Below are 18460 nucleotides of genomic sequence, written 5' to 3'. Positions count from 1 at the left end.
CGTTAACTACCTTTCGCAAAAAGCAGCCATGGGTCGAACGAAACCCGGTACCGATCCGACTCTTCACCTGAAAGCTGAGACTTCATGGATACGGTGCCGACTGCCCCTCCCCTCTGTGACGACGGACTAACCATCGCCACACAGGGCTTGCTCTTACTCCTTCACCTCAACCTGATCCAACGCCTGATTCACCGCCAATTCCCCCAGCATCACGACCTGCGTAATTCCCAGCAGGGTCTTGCGGTGTGAGTGGTCCAGCAACGCCGCGAAATTGCTGAGCATGGTGGTGGCCGAACCCAGTGATTCACTGGCATTGGCCAGCAGGGATTCGGTGTCGTATTTGGGGTTGACGAGGAACATGCGCTCGGGCTCGTTGGCCGCGGCCATGATGAGGGCGCCTGGGTTGAGGTAATGGTCGAGGGCACGCTCGGCGGCGTCGTGGAATTTTTTGGAATCGACGGATTCGTAGGGGGATGCTGGGTCGGTATCGGGTGGGTTGGGTGTTGGTTTAGGCATAGATGGATCTCCTGGACGAGCTCATTAGGAGCCATCACCCTTCGCTACCAAACGATGGGTGGCGGCCATACGCGGGTTGGTAGACCGGTCCAGGAACCCGGCGCCCCCGAAGGAGCCCTGCGCATGGCCACCATAAAAATCAGAGGTTAAAAACAACCTCTGCAAAAGGTGGCGCTATGCGCCTGGAATACCGGGCTACCAAACCCGATCACTGTTTTTCAGTGACCCAGCCACGATAGAACCCGTGCCCCAGACGCACAAGCCGGCGGATTCTGGCGTACGCGTAGGTAACGACGCAAGGCGTTGTAGCCGTTGGGACGTAACGCCGAGTGTCTTTAAACACGCGCCTTGAAACCTGTTTAAGGCATCAAACGTTGGGCGAATATTTCTTGGCTGAAATCGATGGCGTCGGGTCTGACGCCATCGCGAGCAGGCTCACTCCCACAGGGAAATGTGGCGAATTCTCGGTCTCGGGATGGCATGGGCTTCGCGGTGCCGGCCATGACAACGTCGATCTTGTCCGCGTCGTCAGCCCTTTTTGCGATACGCCATTGAGTCATCGATTCGTTTGAGGATGTAGTCGCCGGCCGCTACCGGTGGATACAGACTCTGCGCCGGATCGATTCCCAGATCGCAGGGATCGACAACAGCGCTATAAGTCGGGTCGTAGAACGTGGCAATGGAGTAGCGCTCGTGACCCGAAGAGTTAATCACCCGGTGCAGGGTCGAACGAAAGCGATCATTGGACCAATGAGCCAACAGGTCTCCAACGTTAACAACCAGACTGCCAGGAATAGGAGTCGCCTCGATCCAACGGTTGGAGCCGAGCTCGCGGACCTGCAGACCGCCGCTGTTATCTTGGTAGAGCAAGGTAATGCAACCGTAGTCCGTGTGCGGTGCCACGCCGAATTGGTCAGCCTCAGCCTGTGCAGGCTGTGGTGGGTAATAGACCATCTGCGTACGCTGCAGGGGCTTGGTATATTTATCTATAAAAAAATCTTCTTCGATACCCAATCCTACGGCTACAGCCCTCAGTAAATCCGCCCCGGCCTTACCGATTTCTGAATAGTATTCAGACAGTGCGTCTTGCAACTCCGGCATGAATTCCGGCCACTGATTCGGCCCGCGCAAAGCCTCACCGGCAACAACGCACGGATCATCCTCCGCCAGCTCCAGACCGATACTGAAGAACTCCTTGTGATCAGGCTTGGTGGCTTCATACATGGTCGCCCCACCCAGCGCATGCCAGCCTCGATGCCGCTTGTTCACCGCCACCTGGCGCTTGGTCTCAGTCGGATAGGCAAAGAACTGTGCCGCTGCCGCCATCGCTCTGTCGATCACCGGCTGCGGCACGCCGTGATTGATAATGTAGAAAAAACCGATTTCGCTGCAGGCTTTTCGAATGGCATCACCGGCCCGGTGAATGCTTGCCTGATTACCGTCGCGAACTCCGGTCATATCGATCAGAGGCAGATTGGTGCTAGAGGTCATGTCTACTCCTGCAAAAGTAAATACAGCGGTGGCGAGATTACGGCTTAGTCAACAATTGACGAGGCGGTATATACAGGACATAGCATTTAATGTGCCGCCTCACCAGTCAGCTACCTGCAAGCCTCGGGCTAATGCGAATACCCCCTCTCGTTGCGACGCAAGAGCCCGATCAAACCTGTTACGAGCCCGTTTCCCTTCGCCCCAGCAGTGGGCAGAGCGCCCACAACTGGTGCAACCTTCGGTTACACACCTTAGAAAAACCGTCCTGATAAATTTCTCTTTTCGTCTGAACGAGCGGGTCTGGAATGCTCGTCGGCGAGCGGAAACGGAAAGCTGGCCTGCATTTTGCCTTACCTGTATATACAGGAACATGTAGCTGGTCCTATTCCCCATCACCCTGACATCAGGACACTCTCAATGCACACACCGTTGCAGCTCAAACCCGGTCACCTCACCCTCGATCAATTGCGCGCCATCTACCAGCTGCAAAGTCCTTTCGAACTGGACCCGGCTGCGCGCGATGTCGTCGATGCAAGTACTCGTACAGTAGACGAAATCATCGCCAACGAGCGGACGGTGTACGGCATAAACACCGGGTTCGGCCTGCTGGCGCGGACCTCTATCCCTACCGAGTCGCTGGCCAAACTGCAACGCAACCTATTGCTTTCACATTGCACCGGCACCGGGCCACTGCTGGATGACGCCAGTGTCGCTCTCATCATGGCGCTCAAGGTGGGTTCCCTTGCCCGTGGTTTTTCCGGGATTCGCTGGGAGGTGATTCAGGCCCTGAGCAAGCTCTATGCAGCCAGGGTTTACCCGTGCATACCGTCACAAGGATCCGTTGGCGCTTCGGGCGACCTGGCACCGTTGGCGCATATGTCCGCCGTGTTGATCGGCGTCGGCCGGGTGCGTCATGAGGGCCGTGAAATGGAGGCTGTCGAAGGTCTGGCGATTGCTGGCCTCGAACCGATGGTGTTGGGCCCGAAGGAAGGCCTGGCGCTGATCAATGGCACTCAGGTCTCGACGGCGCTGGCCCTGCGTGGCCTGTTCGCCTGCGAAAAGCTGTTCAGCGCTGCGGTAGTCGCTGGCAGCCTGAGCGTTGAAGCGTTGAAAGGCTCGGACGTGCCGTTTGACCCACGCATCCAGGCCGTTCGTGGACAACCGGGGCAGATCGACGTGGCGCAGCTTTACCGCGAATTGCTGGCCACCAGTGAAATTCGCGAATCCCATCGCCACTGCGACCGGGTGCAGGACCCTTACTCGCTGCGTTGCCAGCCTCAGGTCATGGGCGCGTGCCTGGACCACATGCGCTTCGCCGCCGGAGTCTTTCTGCGTGAAGCCAATGCCGTCTCGGATAACCCGCTGGTGTTCTGCGCCGACGGCGACGTGCTTTCCGGAGGAAACTTCCACGCCGAACCGGTCGCCATGGCCGCCGATGTGCTGGCCTTGGCCATCTCCGAGATTGGCGCCCTGTCCGAGCGACGAATCGCCCAATTGGTTGATCCGGCACTGTCGGGCTTGCCGGCCTTTCTGGTGCGCGAAGGCGGCCTGAACTCCGGCTTCATGATCGCTCAGGTCACCGCTGCCGCCCTCGCTTCGGAGAACAAGACCCTGGCGCATCCTGCATCAGTCGATAGCCTGCCAACCTCAGCCAACCAGGAAGACCATGTCTCGATGGCGACCTTTGCGGCACGTCGTTTGCTGGACATGGCCGGCAACAGTAGTGCGGTGGTCGCCATCGAACTGCTGGGCGCCGCTCAAGGCGTGGACTTGCATGCCCCACTGCAGACTTCGGAAAAGCTCAGCGAAGTGCTGGCGATGATTCGCCGTGAAGTGGCTCACTACGATGAAGATCGCTATTTCGCTCCGGATATCGCCGCTGCGCGCGCCTGGGTCGAGAACGCGGCGTTCACGCGCTGGTTGCCGGCAGAACGCCTGTACGCCTGATTCGTACCTCTGAGCTGAACCCGTTCGCCGCCTGACTGCGGCGAACACCTACTGTTACGTAGCCGATGGGATATGCCATGCGCCGCTATTATTCAGGCCCGGACTATCGTCGAGCACACAGCATTGCCGAGTTGGCAGTGATGGCCCGCCGACGCTTGCCGCATTTCGCTTGGGAATACCTGGAAGGTGGTGCAGAAGAAGAATTGACCTTGCGCCGCAACCGTCAAGGCTTCGCGGATATTGCCCTGCTGCCGCAGACCCTGGTGCCCTGCTCCGAAACGCACCCCCGGCGCTCGCTGTTCGGTCGAGAGCTGCCGCTACCCATCGCAATCGGTCCCACCGGCTATAACGCCATGCTTTATCGCGATGCCGATATTCATTTGGCCCGCGCTGCAACGGAGCGCGGCCTGCCCTTTACGCTGAGCACCGTTTCCACCAGCTCTCTGGAGCAAGTGGTCGCGGCGGTGCCAGAGGTGAATCTCTGGTTCCAGCTCTATTGCCTGCGTGACCCGAAGGTTCAGGAAGACCTGCTCCTGCGTGCAGCCTCCGTGGGCTGCAAGACCTTGTTGCTGACCAGCGACGCGGTACTGCTGGGCAACCGGGAGTGGGACAAACGCAACTTCGTCCGGCCCCGGCAACTGAGCCTGCGCAACAAGTTCGACGTGCTCAATCATCCACGGTGGATGGCCCAGACGCTGTGGCCTCATGGCCTGCCAAACCTGGGCAACATCGAACGCTATCTGCCATCCGCGCAACGCACTATCGAAGGCGCCGCCCATTTCATAGGTTCGCAAATGGACACCGGCCTCGATTGGGATGCCCTCGCCCGCTTGCGCGACCGCTGGCCACAACGGTTGTTGCTCAAAGGAGTGTTGCACCCGGCTGATGCCGAGAAAGCCATCGCGCTGGGCCTTGATGGCGTGGTGGTCAGCAACCACGGCGGCCGGCAACTGGACGGCGTCCCGGCGAGCATCGATTGCCTGCCGGCGATTGCCGCCGTCGCCAAAGGCAAGCTCACGCTGCTGCTCGACAGTGGCATCCGCCGTGGCACCGACATTCTCAAAGCCTGCGCCCTCGGTGCCGATGCGGTTTTGCTCGGGCGCGCTACCTTGTATGGAGTGGCGGTCGGCGGGCAGGCAGGTGCCGGGCATGCGCTCGACCTGCTCGCACAAGAATTGCGTCTGGCCCTGTCGCTGCTCGGAACACCAGACCTGAACCAGCTCCACCGTCGCCAGCTGTGCGCGACGCCCTCCACATCCTTCACCGTGAGTTGAACCGATGAACGATTTGCAACAGACCCTCGAACAATTGCGCCTGGCGCTGGGCGATGCCGCGGTAGTGACGGGTGCCGATATCAGTCGGCGGCACTACAGCGACTGGACGGGCCATGCGCCGGCCTGCCCTGCTGCACTGTTGCTGCCACGCACCACCGAGCAGGTCGCGAGCGCTTTGCGCATCTGCAGTAACGCGCAACAGCCGGTGGTTCCCCAAGGCGGAATGACCGGGCTGGCCGGAGGCGCAGTGCCTCGTGAAACGGACATTGCCCTATCCCTGGAACGCCTGCGCGGCATTGAAGAAATCGATCCTGCGGCGGCGACCATCAGCGTCTGGGCCGGCACTACGCTGCAAGAGATTCAGCAAGCAGCGCTTGATGCCGGGTTCGTCTTCCCGCTGGATCTCGGCGCCCGCGGTTCGTGCCAGATCGGTGGCAACATCGCCACCAATGCCGGCGGCAATGCGGTGATTCGCTACGGCATGACCCGGGACCTGGTACTCGGTCTGGAGGTGGTCCTGGCTGATGGCCGGGTGCTGAATCTGCTCAACAAGATGATCAAGAATAACTGCGGTTATGACCTGAAACAGTGCTTCATCGGCAGCGAAGGCACTCTTGGGGTGATTACCCGTGCGGTATTGAAGCTGGCGCCTCAACCTGGCGAAACCACCACCCTGCTCTGCGCCCTGCCCGATTACGCCAGTGCGGTGAGCCTGCTGCGCCGGGTGCAACGCAGCGTCGGTACGCCGCAAGCGTATGAGCTGATGTGGCAGGACTTTTTCCGCCTGGGGGTTTCCTGGCTGGAAAACCCAAGCGCGCCAATGTCGCTCGACCATCCGCTGTATGTGCTGCTCGAATGCGCCAGCCCTCGGGAATTGCTTGAGCAAACACTGGAAGAAGCCTTTGCCGCCGGTGAAGTGGTCGATGCGGTATTGGCCAGCTCCCAGACCCAGGCCCGGGCACTCTGGAAGATCCGTGAAGCGACGGGCGAATTCCCCCTGCGCATGAAGCCTTTGAACTTCGACATCAGCCTGCCCATTGGCCTGATCGGCGACTTTGCCGAGCGCTGTCGCCAGCGTCTGGAACAGCGCTGGCCGGGCAACCACAGTGTGTATTTCGGCCATATCGGTGACAGCAATCTGCACCTGACGGTGGACTGCGCTTCCTTGCCCGAGCCTGCCCCCATCCTGGAGGTCGAGGAGCTGGTCTATAGCGCTGTCGGCGAATTGCGCGGTTCGGTCTCGGCCGAACATGGCATCGGCTTGCTCAAGCGCGACTTTCTCCATCACTCGGTCAGCCTCGAGGCTCGCCAGGCGATGCAGCAGCTCAAGGATTGCTTCGATCCCAAGGGCATTCTCAACCCGGGGAAAATCCTCGGTTGAATGCCGACTCAAGCTGTATATACCGCAATGGCACGTTAACTGCTGTAGCCGTAATGATTTACCCGCAACGCATAACCAGAACCAACACACACCATAAGCCTCGCTGCACCTGATGAAGGAGTTACACCATGCAACTCGATTCTCTGTTCAGTAAAAAATTCAACGGTCTGTGCATCGCCTTGACCCTGGCTGGCGCCTGTATGGCGGCCCAGGCCGATCAGCTTGCCGATGTGAAAAAGTCCGGTGAACTGGTGGTGGGCACTGAACTGCAATTTGCGCCTTTCGACTTCACCGAGAACGGCAAACAGAAGGGCATGAACGCCGAACTGTTCGAGCAGCTGGGCAAAGAGTTGGGCGTCAAGGTCAGATTCATGGACCTGCCATGGCCAAGTGTGTTGCCAGGGCTTGAAGCCAAGAAATTCGACGTCGTCGCGGGGCCTATCATCGTTACCAAGGCACGCAAGGAGCGTTACCACTTCGTCTTGCCGATAGCCGAGGCCACCGTAGCGTTGCTGGTCAGCGCCAAGGACAGCCCCATCAGTAAACCTGAAGACATTGCCGGCAAAGTCGTGGGCGCAGGCAAAGGCTCGGCGCAACTCGAAGAGCTGAAAACCTTCGCCGCCACCCTGCCGAAAAAAGTTGATGTCCGTGAATACATCGACAACAACCAGGCCTACGCAGAGCTGGGAACCAAGCGCATCGTTGCCGTCGCCAACTCGCTGCCGAACATCTCCTATGTCGCGGCCCAACACCCGGACAAGTACAAAGTGGTGATGCCTCCATTCGGCAAGAAATCCTACTTCGCCTACCTGGGACGCAAGGATGACGACGCCAACAGCCTGATCGCCGCCCTCGATAGCGCCATGCTGAAAATGCACGAAGACGGTCGCCTCGCCGCCTTGCAAAAGAAATGGCTGGGGACCGAAATGGACGTGCCGAAAGCCGACTTCGAGCCGACCTGGTAAGAAGGAACGCGGGGTTTATGAACGGATCGCCGGCTCAGCCGAGCCGGTGATTTATCCATGCTGGAGGCACGACGATGTTCGATTGGCCTTTACTGCTGCAAAACCTGCCCCTTCTGCTGGACAGCCTGCTGGTGACCCTCGAAATTTCCGTCGCAGCACTGTCCATCGGCTTTGTCATCGGCGTGATCGTGGGCAGTCTGCGTCTTTCCCCCCTGCCGCTGCTCAGACGCCTGGGTGGCGCCTACATATTTGTGTTCCGTGGCATTCCGCTGCTGGTGCAACTGCTGTTCATTTATTACTTCCTGCCGCGTATCGGCCTGCCCAACGTTTCGCCCATGGTGGCAGCGGTGATCGGGCTGTCTCTGGCGGCGGGTGCGTATATCGCTGAAATCATGCGCGGTGGTTTTCTCGCCATCCCTGGCGGTCAGCTGGAAGCCGCAGGCCTGCTGGGTCTGAGCTCAGGGCAAATGCTGGTGCGCATTCGCGTCCCTCAAGCCGTACGCCTGACCTTGCCGGCACTGGTCAACGAAATGATCCTGCTGATCAAGGCTTCGTCACTGGTGTCGGTGGTGGGTTTGGCCGACCTGACGCGCACCGCCCAGAACATTGCCGCCAGTGACTACATGTTCGTTCAGGACTACCTGATGCTGGCCGGTTTCTATTGCCTGATCAACATTCCGCTGGCGTTCTTCGGCGGCCTGCTGGAGCGTCATCTGAAGGAGCGCTACGCATGATCTTTGACCCCACGATCATCACCGACCATCTCGGCGAAATCGGACAAGGCTTCATGATCACCCTCGGCACCTGGTCTGCCGGTGTCGCGCTGGGCCTGATACTGGGCATGTTGATCGCTGTTGCCCAACTGTTCGGCAACAGCCTGGTGCGCGCACCATTGCGGGCGTTCATCGAGATGATTCGAAGTACACCGTTTCTGGTCCAGCTGTTCCTGGTGTATTACGGCGGCCCGTCTTTTGGCTTGAACCTGGACCCCATTCCGGCCGGCATTCTCGGCCTGGGCATTTATGGCAGCGTCTATTTCGCTGAAATTTTCCGCTCCGGCTTTCAATCCGTTGCCCGCGGGCAACTGGAAGCGGCCGACTGCCTGGGCATCACCCGCCTGCAATGCATCACGCGCATCCAGATTCCACAAATGCTGGTGATCATCCTCCCGGCACTGGTCAATCTGATCACCATCCTGTGCAAGGAAACGGCCGTGTTGTCGATCATCACCATCCCCGAATTGACCATGGTCCTCACCGGCATCGGCTCGGAAACCTTCGCCTTTGTCGAGACCCTGCTGGTGCTGTGCATCGGCTACCTGCTCCTGGTGGAAGCCTGCTCACGGATGGGCATGCTGCTGGAAGTGCGCGTCGGGCGATTCATGCAGAAGCAGCCGCGATGAGCAACTTCCATTCGACGCCGACAGCTGCGCCACACTCATCCGTATTGAACGAATCAGGTGAAGCGATGAAGACTTCCAAGACACTCTCCGACAACAGCGCGCCGATGCTGAAACTGCACAACGTCGGCAAGAGCTTTGGCAATCTGCGTGTACTCAAGGGTATCGATTTGCAGGTCCGGCACTCTGAAGTGGTGTGCCTGATCGGTCCTTCCGGCTCAGGCAAAAGTACCCTGCTGCGCAGCATGGCGTTCCTTGAGGAGTACGACGAGGGCGAGATTTACATCGAAGGTCAGCTGCTTGGCTGGGTGCCGGAGAACGGCAAGGGCCGCAAGCGTGCGCCCCAATCGCAAATCAATCAGGTGCGGCGCAACGTTGGCATGGTCTTCCAGCAATTCAACCTGTGGCCGCACATGACCGCCCTTGGCAATGTCAGTGAAGCCTTGCTGCGTGTGCGCAAATTATCCGCCGATGACGCCCGACAACGCGCCATGGCGATGCTCGATAAAGTCGGTCTGGCCCATAAGGCCGAGGCTTACCCGGCGCAACTGTCCGGTGGTCAGCAACAGCGCGTGGCGATCGCCCGGGCACTGGCCATGGAGCCGCACATCATGCTGTTCGATGAACCCACCTCGGCCCTCGACCCGGAACTGGTCGGCGAAGTACTGCAGGTCATGAAAACCCTCGCCAAGGAAGGCATGACCATGGTGGTGGTCACGCACGAGATGGGGTTCGCCGCTCAGGTCGCCGACTCGGTGGTGTTCCTCGATCAAGGCCAAGTGGTCGCTCAGGGCACCCCTCACGAAATCTTTCACAACGCCGAACAGCCACGTCTGCAGCAATTCCTGCAGAACTACCTGGATCGCAACGCCTTCTGGCAGGACACCAAAGAGGTTAGCCCGGTATGAATTCCAACGACCTGAATCTGCTGGCCCGTGCCGAAGTGCGTGACCTGGCCAGCTACAACGCCGGCCTCGGCTCGGAGGCGGTGCGCAAGCGCTTCGGCCTCACCCGCGTAGCCAAACTGGGCAGCAATGAAAACCCGATGGGGCCGGCACCCGCCGTCACCCCCGCGATGACTCGGGCCTGCAGTGAAATTGCGCTGTATCCAGACGCCGGTTGCCAGGCATTACGCGCCGCACTCTCGGAAAAACTCGACGTGCCGGAAGATCAATTGGTGTTCGGCAATGGCTCGGAAGACTTGCTGAGCGTCATCAGTCGCGTGTTCCTGGACCATGGCGATGAAGTCGTCACCGTGGTGCCGTCCTTTGGGCTGCATTTCATCTACCCAATGGCCGCCGGTGCCCGGGTCGTGGGCGTGCCGATGACCGACGAAGGCACTTTCGACGTGGCGGGCATGGTCTCCGCGCTCACGCCCCGCACGCGATTGCTGATGTTTTCCTGCCCGTCCAATCCGGTGGGCTGCACCCTGAGCGCCGATGAGTTGCAGCAGTTGCTCGACGCATTGCCTCCACAATGTTTGCTGGTGTTCGATGAGGCCTATTACGAATACGCCCGATGGGAGACCGAGTATCCAGATTGCCTGGGCTTGATTCAGGCCAGTGGCAAACCGTTCATACTGCTGCGGACTTTCTCCAAGGCCTATTCCCTGGCGGGCTTGCGAGTCGGTTACGGAATCGTCAGCGATCCGCTACTGGCCGATCTGATCAACCGTCTGCGCACGCCCTTCAACGTTAACCGCGTAGCCCAAGCCGCGGCGGTTGCTGCGCTGGCCGACGATGAATACCTGCACCGCTGTCTTTCCCATGTCGCCAGCGAACGCCGCAGGGTGGCAGCCGCCCTGCAAGAGCAAGGCGTCGCGACCGCACCCTCCATGGCAAACTTTCTGTACTTCCACACGCCCTACCCTGCCGAAGTCATCAACCAGGCACTGCTGCGCGAGGGGGTCATCATCAAGCCTTGGCGCGAAGCCGGTTATTCTCAGCACTTGCGGGTATCCATCGGAAGCTGTGAGGATAACGACCTTTTCCTCCAGGCACTGGCAAAAGTCCTTGCCGCACAAGAAACACGGACCGACTAATGATTAAAAATGCACCGCAAGCGCTCTATCAGCGCGCGAAGGATTTTGTGCAAGGCCAGCTTCGCGCGGGCGTTTGGAAACCGGGCGATCTGATCCCGTCAGAGAACCGTTTGGTGCAAGAACTGGGCATGTCGCGCATGACCGTCAACCGGGCATTGCGCGAGCTGACCGAAGAAGGGCATTTGGTGCGGATTTCAGGTGTAGGCACCTTCGTCGCTGAAAGCAAACCGCAATCGAACCTGCTGAGAATCACCAACATCGCTGACGAAATCCTCGCCCGGGGTCACAGTTACACGTGCCGAGTCCTGCACCTGGGACGCGAGGCGGCCTCTATGCCGGTAGCCGCCGCGCTGGCGCTGACCACCGGCTCTTCGGTTTTTCATCTGGTCTGCGTGCATTGCGAAGAAGGCGTACCGGTGCAGCTCGAGGATCGTTACGTCAATCCCGAGCTGGTACCGGAGTTTTTGCAGCAGGATTTCGGCGAGCACCTGCAACCGGCCAGATACCTTCTGCAGGTCATCAGGCCCGATGAAATGGAACATATCGTCGAAGCCAGCCACCCCAGCAGCGATGAAAGCAAACACATGCAAATCGATGCCAATGAACCTTGCCTGGTCCTCATGCGCCGGACCTGGAGCCAGAGCAAAATTGTCACCTATGTGCGCCTGATTCATCCCTCCTCACGCTATCGCCTGGGCAGTCGCCTACCGGTGAATGGAGCACACAGAGACAGTTAAGGCCGGTGGATTGAGCCCTGTGTGTCACTCCTTCTCTTGAGTCCCTGGTCGGGCCAGATAATTGCAATGCCTGCGCGAACACAGACTGCAGGCGCCCGCCAGAGACTATTAACCAACTCGTGCCATTCCGCGCATCAGCTGTATTGGCTTGCAGAATCAGCAGCGACTTTAGACCTCCTGGAACAGGTCAATTGGTAAGCGATCGCCAGCCATATAAACCACCCCGGCATGACCATCAAGGCAATACGGGTGTCAGGTCTGAGTGCCAGTAAACAGAGAACGAAGCCTAGAAACGCCAAAGAGAACCAGGCCATCGGCACCCCGCCAGGCATCTTGTAGATCGATTGCGCATGCAGATCGGGCCGAGCTCTGCGATAGGCAATGTACGACGCGAGGATGGTCGACCACGTGAAAATCACCAGGATTGCCGACACGGTAGAGACGATGGTAAACGCTGTCATGACCTCTGGAACGATGAACAGCAGCAGTACGCCCACCAGCATCAACAAAGTGGTAAACGCCAGGCTCAGCAGAGGCACGCTATTGCCCGACAAGCGCCGGAAAACCCCGGGAGCATTGTCGTGACTGGCCAGCCCGAACAGCATGCGGCTGGATGAAAATACGCCACTGTTGGCCGATGAGGCGGCAGACGTCAGCACCACGAAATTAACGATACCGGCGGCGGCGGGAAACCCTGCAACCAGAAACAGTTCGACGAAAGGGCTTTTGTTGGGCGACACCTGTTGCCAGGAAGTCACCGCAATAATGCAAGCCAGTGCCAGCACATAAAACAGGATGATTCTCAGCGGAATCGAGTTGATGGCTTTAGGCAGGGTCTTCTCGGGGGCGCGCGTTTCGGCGGCGGCAGTACCGATCAGTTCGGTGCCGGCAAAAGAGAAAATTGCCATCTGGAAACCGGCAAAGAAACCGAACAGACCATTGGGAAAGGCTGCCTGTTTATCCAGCAGGTGGTTCAGGGAAGCAGTCACGCCACTGGGGGATACAAAGGAGCTGGCAATCATCACTATGCTGACGCCAATCAGGGTGACGACAGCAATGATCTTTATGATCGCGAACCAGAACTCCACTTCACCGAAAAGCCTGACGGTCAGCACGTTTAAGGCGAACAGCGTCATCAACATACCGATGGCCGGGATCCACGCAGGCACATCGGGGAACCAGTACTGAAAGAATCCGCCGACCACGACGGCATCGCCCACCACCGCGACACTCCAGCTCAACCAGTATGACCAGCCAAGGAAGAATGCCGCTCGCGGGCCGAGGTAGGCACCGGCAAAATCGGCGAAGGTTTTGAAGTTCAAGTTGGAGAGCAACAGTTCGCCCATGGCGCGCATGACGAAGTAGACGAACATCCCGATGATCATATAAATGAGGATGATCGACGTACCTGAGAGGGCAATGATCTTTCCTGACCCCATGAACAGGCCTGTACCGATGGCGCCTCCCATTGCCATTAATTGAATGTGACGATTGCTGAGCGTGCGCTGCAGCGCGGGCTGTTCAACCCGCTCGGACGGAGTCGATTTCATTACAAAACCTCTTGATTTTATGTTTTTGAGTTTTGGCAGAAAGGTGGGTGTCTAGCGTTCTTGTTAGAGGTACAACGGCGACTGCCGGTGTTGGTTTTGCAGTGGCAGGGTTCCTCGACCACTCACACCATGAACGGCCCCCTGGCGATTTGCTCAGTGGGCGTCATCGATGGCTATCAGCTGGCTGTGCGCAGGCGCGGGGGGGCGATTGCGGGCGGCTGATCAAGCAGTTGGTAGAGATTTTTTATGTTGGCAGGCGTGGGCACCAGATGGATGCGCTCACCGATGGCATGCTCCCGCGCCAGATCGTGCACGTAGCGCAGGGACGAAAAGTCTTCCAGGGCAAAACCCACTGAATCGAACACGGTGACCTGTGCGTCGTTCTCGCGACCCGGGACTTCGCCTTGAACAATCCGGAAAAACTCGATGACGGGAAAGTCAGGCTCCAGTTGTTGAATATCGCCTTCAATACGGGTTTGAGGTTCAAACTCAACGATGACCCGAGCATTGCGCAGAATGTCAGCGTGCAGTTCGGTTTTCCCGGGGCAGTCACCGCCGACCGCGTTGATATGCATGCCGGGTTCGATCATCTCGGGAGTCAGAATCGTCGCATAGGCTTTGTCGGCGGTGACTGTGGTAACGATGTGCGCGCCCTTGACCGCCTCCTGCACCGAGCTGGCCAGAATCACTTCAATGTCCGGGAACGCGCACAGGTTGTGCTTCAACTTGAGTGAAGCGTCGCGGTCGATATCGAAAATGCGCAGTTCCTTGATGGACAGCATTTCGTGAAAGGCAAGGGCCTGAAATTCGCTCTGAGCGCCATTGCCGATGATTGCCATGATGCTTGCATCGGGCCGCGCCAGGGACTGCGCAACCAAGGCAGAGGTCGCGGCAGTTCGCACGGCAGTGGTGAGCGTCAGTTCACTGAGCAGCGTTGGATAGCCACTCTGGACATCGGCCAGGACACCGAAGGCCATGACTGTCAGCAAATTCCTTTGACTGTTATCCGGGTGACCATTCACGTATTTGAACGAGTACTGTTGGCCATCGTCGGTGGGCATCAGCTCGATCACACCGTCGGCCGAATGATTGGCGGTGCGGGGCGACTTATCAAACTGTGCCCAACGCGAATAGTCGGCTTCGATATACGTCGCCATTTCGCGGATGGCGCGGCGGATCCCCACCTTGGCGAACAGGCGTGCGGCATGATCGACGTCTATAAAAAGAGTCATGTTTTTATTCTCCGATTTAATGTTTGAAGCGCTGCCATTCAGGGGGTGGTTCAGGCGCGCTTGCTCTCGTAGCCATGCAGCACGTTGACCGCATTGATCCCGATTTCATCAACCATGTAGCCGCCTTCCATCACGAACAGGGTGGGGCAACCCACGCCCGCTATCAGCTCACCGATGCCGATGAAGTCCTCGCTTTCCAGCAGGAAGTGGCTGATGGGGTCGTCCTTGAAGGTGTCGACGCCCAGTGAAATAACCAGCACTTGCGGGGCGAATTGCTGGAGTTTCTTGCAGGCGTGGTGCAAGGCGTTGCGGTAACTTTCCCAGGTGGTGTTCTTTGGCAGCGGATAGTTCAGGTTGTAACCTTCACCGAGGCCTGCGCCGACTTCGTGGCTATAACCTGAGTAGTACGGATAGGACACCGCGGGCTCGCCGTGCAACGAGACAAACATGACGTCACTGCGCTCGTAGAAAATGTTCTGGGTGCCGTTGCCATGATGAAAGTCGACGTCCAGTACCGCGACACGCTTGGCGCCTTGGGTAATGGCTCTTTGTGCAGCAATGGCGGCGTTGTTGAGATAGCAGTAGCCGCCCATGTATTCACGCGCTGCGTGATGGCCGGGCGGACGGCACAGGGCAAAGGCACTGTCGTGGCCTTCATCGATCAATGCCAGGCCAGTGAGGGCTATGTCGGCACTGGTTTTAACCGCTTGCCATGTCGTGGCGGTAATCGGGGAGCCGGCGTCCATGGCGTAGAAACCCAATTTGCCGTCGATGAAGGCCGGCACTTGTTCGTTGGACAGATCGCGCACTGGCCATACCAGCGGCAGGGCGTCGTGGGTACGTCCGGTCGCGCACCATTCTGTCCAGGCACTTTCCAGAAAGCTGACGTAGCGCTCGCTGTGCGCGTTGACGTAGCACATGCGATCAAAGGCTCGCGGTTCTACGATCTGGCCTAGGCCTACCTGCTTGACGCGGTTATGGACGGTATCGGCCCGACTGGGCTGTTCGAACGACGGCTTGAGCACGCCGTCTTTCAATTCGGTGCCGTGGTGCAAACGGTGGGAATCACTGAAAACTGTAAACATTCTGCGCATCCGTTAATGTGAGCCAGTGCAAATATTCTGTTCCGGCACGGATGCGCTTTCTTTGCTTTGTTTTCGTGGTTTACTAGATTTTTCGGGTTTTTATACTCAGGATTGGCCAAATGCAGAAAAAATCATCCAAACGCATCAGTCTCGACGAGACGGACTTGGCAATACTCACGTTGCTGCAAGAGGATGCGAGCATTTCCAACGCCGAACTCAGCGAGCGCCTGTCGTTAAGCCTGACTCCTTGCTGGCGGCGGCGAAAGAGAATGGAAGAGGCAGGAGTGATAAAGGGCTACCAGGCGAACCTTGATCGACGAATGCTGGGACTGGACATCATGGCCTTCGTGCACATTCGTTTTTCCACCCACGCCGATCACGCTCCCGACGCCTTCGAGGCAGTGATTGCGCAATTGCCCGAAGTGTTGTCCTGTCACAAGATCACCGGGGATGCCGATTACGTGCTGCAAGTGTTGGCAGAGGATCTTGATAGCTATAGCGACTTTATCGAGCAGGTGCTCAGGCGTCAGGTGGGTATCGCATCCATCCAGTCCAGCCTGGCATTGCGCGAGGTCAAGACCAGTAGCCGTATTGCGATACCCAAATCGAGCAAAGACTGAATGGGCCGAAGCGCCATCCAACCCCTGCCGACTTACCCTCCCCTCTGTGACGACGGACGAACCACCGCCACACAGGGTGTGCTCTTACTCCTTCACCTCAACCTGATCCAATGCCTGATTCACTGCCAATCCCCCCAACATCACCACCTGGGTAATTCCCAGCAGGGTCTTGCGGTGCGAGTTGTCCAGCAACGCCGCGAAGTTGCTGAGCATGGTGGTGGCCGAGCCCAGTGATTCACTGGCATTGGCCAGCAGGGATTCGGTGTCGTACTTGGGATTGACGAGGAACATACGCTCGGGTTCGTTGACCGCGGCCATGATGACGGCGCCCGGGTTCAGGTAGTGGTCGAGGGCGCGCTCGGCGGCGTCGTGGAATTTTTTGGAGTCGACGGATTCGTACGGGGATGCTGGATCGGTATCGGGTGGGTTGGGTGTGGGTTTGATCATGAATGAAACTCCGATGCTACTTATTAAAAGGAGCCATCGCCCTCTCGCTACCAAACGGAGGGTGGCGGCCATACGAAGGTTGGTAGACCGGGCATCGGAACCGGCGCCCCCGAAGGAGCCCTGCGCATGGCCACCATAAAATCGCAGCCCTGAAGAAGGACCGCCGAAGGTGACGCTATGCGTCGATGCTGAGGGTCTACCAAACCCATCACTGTTTTTAGTGACGAGCAAACGATAGAACCCCTGCCACAGACGCACAAGCCGGCGGATTCTGGCGTACGCGTAGGTAACGACGCAAGGCGTTGTAGCCGTTAGGACGTAACACTGGGTGTCTTTAAACAGGCGACTTGAAACCTGTTTAAGGCATCAAACACCGATGGACAAATTCTTGTGTGAAATCGGTGGCGTCGGATCTGACGCCATCGCGAGCAGGCTCGTTCTCACAGGGAGGACAGGATTGAATTCAAGGCTTCAAGATGACAATGAATAGGTACGGCTTGGGATTCAGGATGATTGCTGAGGTTGATTGACGGCATTGCCGAATCGGCCAGGCTATCTAGTCCTGAAATAGGTTTCATCTTTTTTACAATAACGCCCGCGGAGGCAGCCTCGCTGGCTCGACAGCTGCATTACGCGGGCGTTAATGGCCGTTACGCTACGCTTCATCTACTGAATCAGCGGCCTGAAAATCCTTGAAGACGTCTGTGTACGACATCAGGCCCGATGATGAGCTTTAGCCCTTCAGCTCATCCAGAGCATCGATGATTGCATCATCACTGTTTACCATCGACTTTTGCATGTCTTGTGAAATGGTTTTTTGGACATCCATTACCTTTTCGGCTAGCGCGCGGCCTTCTTTGGAGCCTAGGATAATCGCCATGGCTTGCTCGGGATGCTTATTGGCACGGATCATCAGTTCGAGTTCTTCGTCGTCGAAATGATCGGCATAGATGTCAACCATCTTGCTTTTCAATTCGTCCTGATCAAGTTTGTCCCGCACGACGTTGCGAATCTGTTCCCGTTCCAGCATCGGGTAACGGGAAGCGTAACTTGCCGATGCGATTTCCACGATGGTGCTGTAATGCTTGGTCAAACCGCTGACCTCAATCAACTCCTCTGCCTTGTCCTTACTACCACCACAGCCTGCCAGTGCCGCCGCGAACAACACAGCCAGCGTTAGCTTTCTCATGCCCATGAGCATTTGTCCTTGATCAGTTTGGAGGTGCGGATCGATTAGCGTCGATTCAAATGAATCGCGCCGATGACCACGAGCAGGACAATGACGCCGATAAACGTACCGAAAGCAGGAGACATTGCAGCCGGCCACATCAGACCTCTGCCGAGGTTATAGGCGAAGCTGGCGTGGGAGTACGAAGTGAACAGCCAGGAGTAAAGCGTGTAGATCAGGCCAATGACGAGATAGCCGGAAATGATCTTCCCTTTGAGCGACATGATGTCTTCCTTGTGAACCATAGATGATTTTTCAGCAACATACTATTTTGGTGATGGCATTTCAACATCGCGATCACACCTCGCTGTGGCGACGAACCCCACTGGCTTAATCCCGGTAGGGTCTTGGGGAGGGTGCTAGCCAGTAGTACTCGGGGTAGACGAGGAACATACGCTCGGGTTCGTTGACCGCGGCCATGATGAGGGCGCCCGGGTTGAGGTAGTGGTGGAGAGCGCGCTCGGCGGCGTCGTGGAATTTTTTGGAATCGACGGATTCGTACGGGGATGCTGGATCGGTATCGGGTGGGGTGGGGTGGGTTGGGTGT

General features: G+C 58.0%; 18 protein-coding genes and 1 pseudogene. 10 read left to right on the top strand and 9 right to left on the bottom strand.

Annotated features, from left to right (window positions below; translation table 11 throughout):
* Positions 1–153: 153 nt before the first annotated feature.
* The gene (locus QRN31_RS27625; RefSeq protein ID WP_259154654.1) at positions 154–516 is read right to left on the bottom strand and encodes a DUF6124 family protein; all 363 of its coding nucleotides are present in this window, start codon (positions 514–516) and stop codon (positions 154–156) included.
* 528 nt (positions 517–1044) lie between these two features.
* Complete coding sequence (locus tag QRN31_RS27620; protein ID WP_285435826.1) at positions 1045–2007, bottom strand: isopenicillin N synthase family dioxygenase; 963 nt, start codon at positions 2005–2007, stop codon at positions 1045–1047.
* Between the two features lie 417 nt (positions 2008–2424).
* On the opposite strand from QRN31_RS27620, the gene hutH reads away from it, so the two are divergent.
* The 9 genes from hutH (at position 2425) to hutC (ending at position 11751) form a co-directional block, all read left to right on the top strand.
* Positions 2425–3954, top strand: a complete 1530-nt coding sequence (gene hutH / locus QRN31_RS27615) for a histidine ammonia-lyase (RefSeq protein ID WP_285435825.1) — start codon at positions 2425–2427, stop codon at positions 3952–3954.
* Between the two features lie 77 nt (positions 3955–4031).
* Positions 4032–5228, top strand: coding sequence for an alpha-hydroxy acid oxidase (locus tag QRN31_RS27610; RefSeq protein WP_285435824.1), 1197 nt, complete (start codon positions 4032–4034; stop codon positions 5226–5228).
* Positions 5229–5232: 4 nt separating this feature from the next.
* Positions 5233–6609, top strand: coding sequence for an FAD-binding oxidoreductase (locus QRN31_RS27605; protein ID WP_285435823.1), 1377 nt, complete (start codon positions 5233–5235; stop codon positions 6607–6609).
* A 128-nt stretch (positions 6610–6737) separates the two neighbouring features.
* Positions 6738–7574, top strand: coding sequence for a transporter substrate-binding domain-containing protein (locus QRN31_RS27600; protein ID WP_285435822.1), 837 nt, complete (start codon positions 6738–6740; stop codon positions 7572–7574).
* A 74-nt stretch (positions 7575–7648) separates the two neighbouring features.
* A complete protein-coding gene (locus QRN31_RS27595) occupies positions 7649–8308 on the top strand; it encodes an amino acid ABC transporter permease (RefSeq protein WP_285435821.1) in 660 nt (219 codons plus the stop codon).
* Complete coding sequence (locus tag QRN31_RS27590) at positions 8305–8976, top strand: amino acid ABC transporter permease (protein WP_285435820.1); 672 nt, start codon at positions 8305–8307, stop codon at positions 8974–8976. The genes QRN31_RS27595 and QRN31_RS27590 overlap by 4 nt, the downstream gene beginning before the upstream one ends.
* Positions 8977–9080: 104 nt before the next feature.
* Positions 9081–9881: an amino acid ABC transporter ATP-binding protein gene (locus tag QRN31_RS27585; RefSeq protein ID WP_285435922.1), complete on the top strand. Its 801-nt coding sequence runs from the start codon at positions 9081–9083 to the stop codon at positions 9879–9881.
* Positions 9878–11014, top strand: coding sequence for a histidinol-phosphate transaminase (hisC, locus tag QRN31_RS27580; protein WP_285435819.1), 1137 nt, complete (start codon positions 9878–9880; stop codon positions 11012–11014). The genes QRN31_RS27585 and hisC overlap by 4 nt, the downstream gene beginning before the upstream one ends.
* Positions 11014–11751: a histidine utilization transcriptional repressor HutC gene (hutC, locus tag QRN31_RS27575; protein WP_285435818.1), complete on the top strand. Its 738-nt coding sequence runs from the start codon at positions 11014–11016 to the stop codon at positions 11749–11751. Before hisC ends, hutC begins: the two co-directional genes overlap by 1 nt.
* A gap of 134 nt (positions 11752–11885) precedes the next feature.
* Here hutC and QRN31_RS27570 read toward each other — a convergent pair whose 3' ends face one another.
* The 3 genes from QRN31_RS27570 to QRN31_RS27560 all read right to left on the bottom strand — a co-directional run bounded on the left by QRN31_RS27570 (position 11886) and on the right by QRN31_RS27560 (position 15618).
* Entirely contained in the window at positions 11886–13301 is a 1416-nt protein-coding gene (locus tag QRN31_RS27570) for an amino acid permease (protein ID WP_285435817.1), read from the bottom strand.
* 176 nt (positions 13302–13477) lie between these two features.
* Entirely contained in the window at positions 13478–14533 is a 1056-nt protein-coding gene (gene ocd / locus QRN31_RS27565) for an ornithine cyclodeaminase (RefSeq protein WP_285435815.1), read from the bottom strand.
* Between the two features lie 50 nt (positions 14534–14583).
* Positions 14584–15618, bottom strand: a complete 1035-nt coding sequence (locus tag QRN31_RS27560; RefSeq protein ID WP_285435814.1) for a histone deacetylase family protein — start codon at positions 15616–15618, stop codon at positions 14584–14586.
* Positions 15619–15737: 119 nt separating this feature from the next.
* On the opposite strand from QRN31_RS27560, the gene QRN31_RS27555 reads away from it, so the two are divergent.
* Positions 15738–16238: an Lrp/AsnC family transcriptional regulator gene (locus QRN31_RS27555; protein ID WP_259154671.1), complete on the top strand. Its 501-nt coding sequence runs from the start codon at positions 15738–15740 to the stop codon at positions 16236–16238.
* 84 nt (positions 16239–16322) lie between these two features.
* On the opposite strand, the gene QRN31_RS27550 is transcribed toward QRN31_RS27555, so the two are convergent.
* From QRN31_RS27550 to QRN31_RS27535, 4 genes and pseudogenes are all read right to left on the bottom strand, one after another.
* Complete coding sequence (locus QRN31_RS27550; protein WP_285435812.1) at positions 16323–16685, bottom strand: DUF6124 family protein; 363 nt, start codon at positions 16683–16685, stop codon at positions 16323–16325.
* 733 nt (positions 16686–17418) lie between these two features.
* Positions 17419–17880: a DUF2059 domain-containing protein gene (locus QRN31_RS27545; RefSeq protein ID WP_285435810.1), complete on the bottom strand. Its 462-nt coding sequence runs from the start codon at positions 17878–17880 to the stop codon at positions 17419–17421.
* Between the two features lie 38 nt (positions 17881–17918).
* On the bottom strand, positions 17919–18137 hold the full coding sequence (locus tag QRN31_RS27540; RefSeq protein WP_285435809.1) for a hypothetical protein: 219 nt from the start codon (positions 18135–18137) through the stop codon (positions 17919–17921).
* A gap of 145 nt (positions 18138–18282) precedes the next feature.
* Positions 18283–18460, bottom strand: a pseudogene (locus QRN31_RS27535) (DUF6124 family protein); the annotation flags it as partial.

It is taken from the genome of Pseudomonas sp. fls2-241-R2A-110 (assembly GCF_030209165.1).
Taxonomy (GTDB): domain Bacteria; phylum Pseudomonadota; class Gammaproteobacteria; order Pseudomonadales; family Pseudomonadaceae; genus Aquipseudomonas.
The sequence above is the reverse complement of the archived record's forward strand: the minus strand, read 5'-3'. Positions and strand labels throughout refer to the sequence as shown.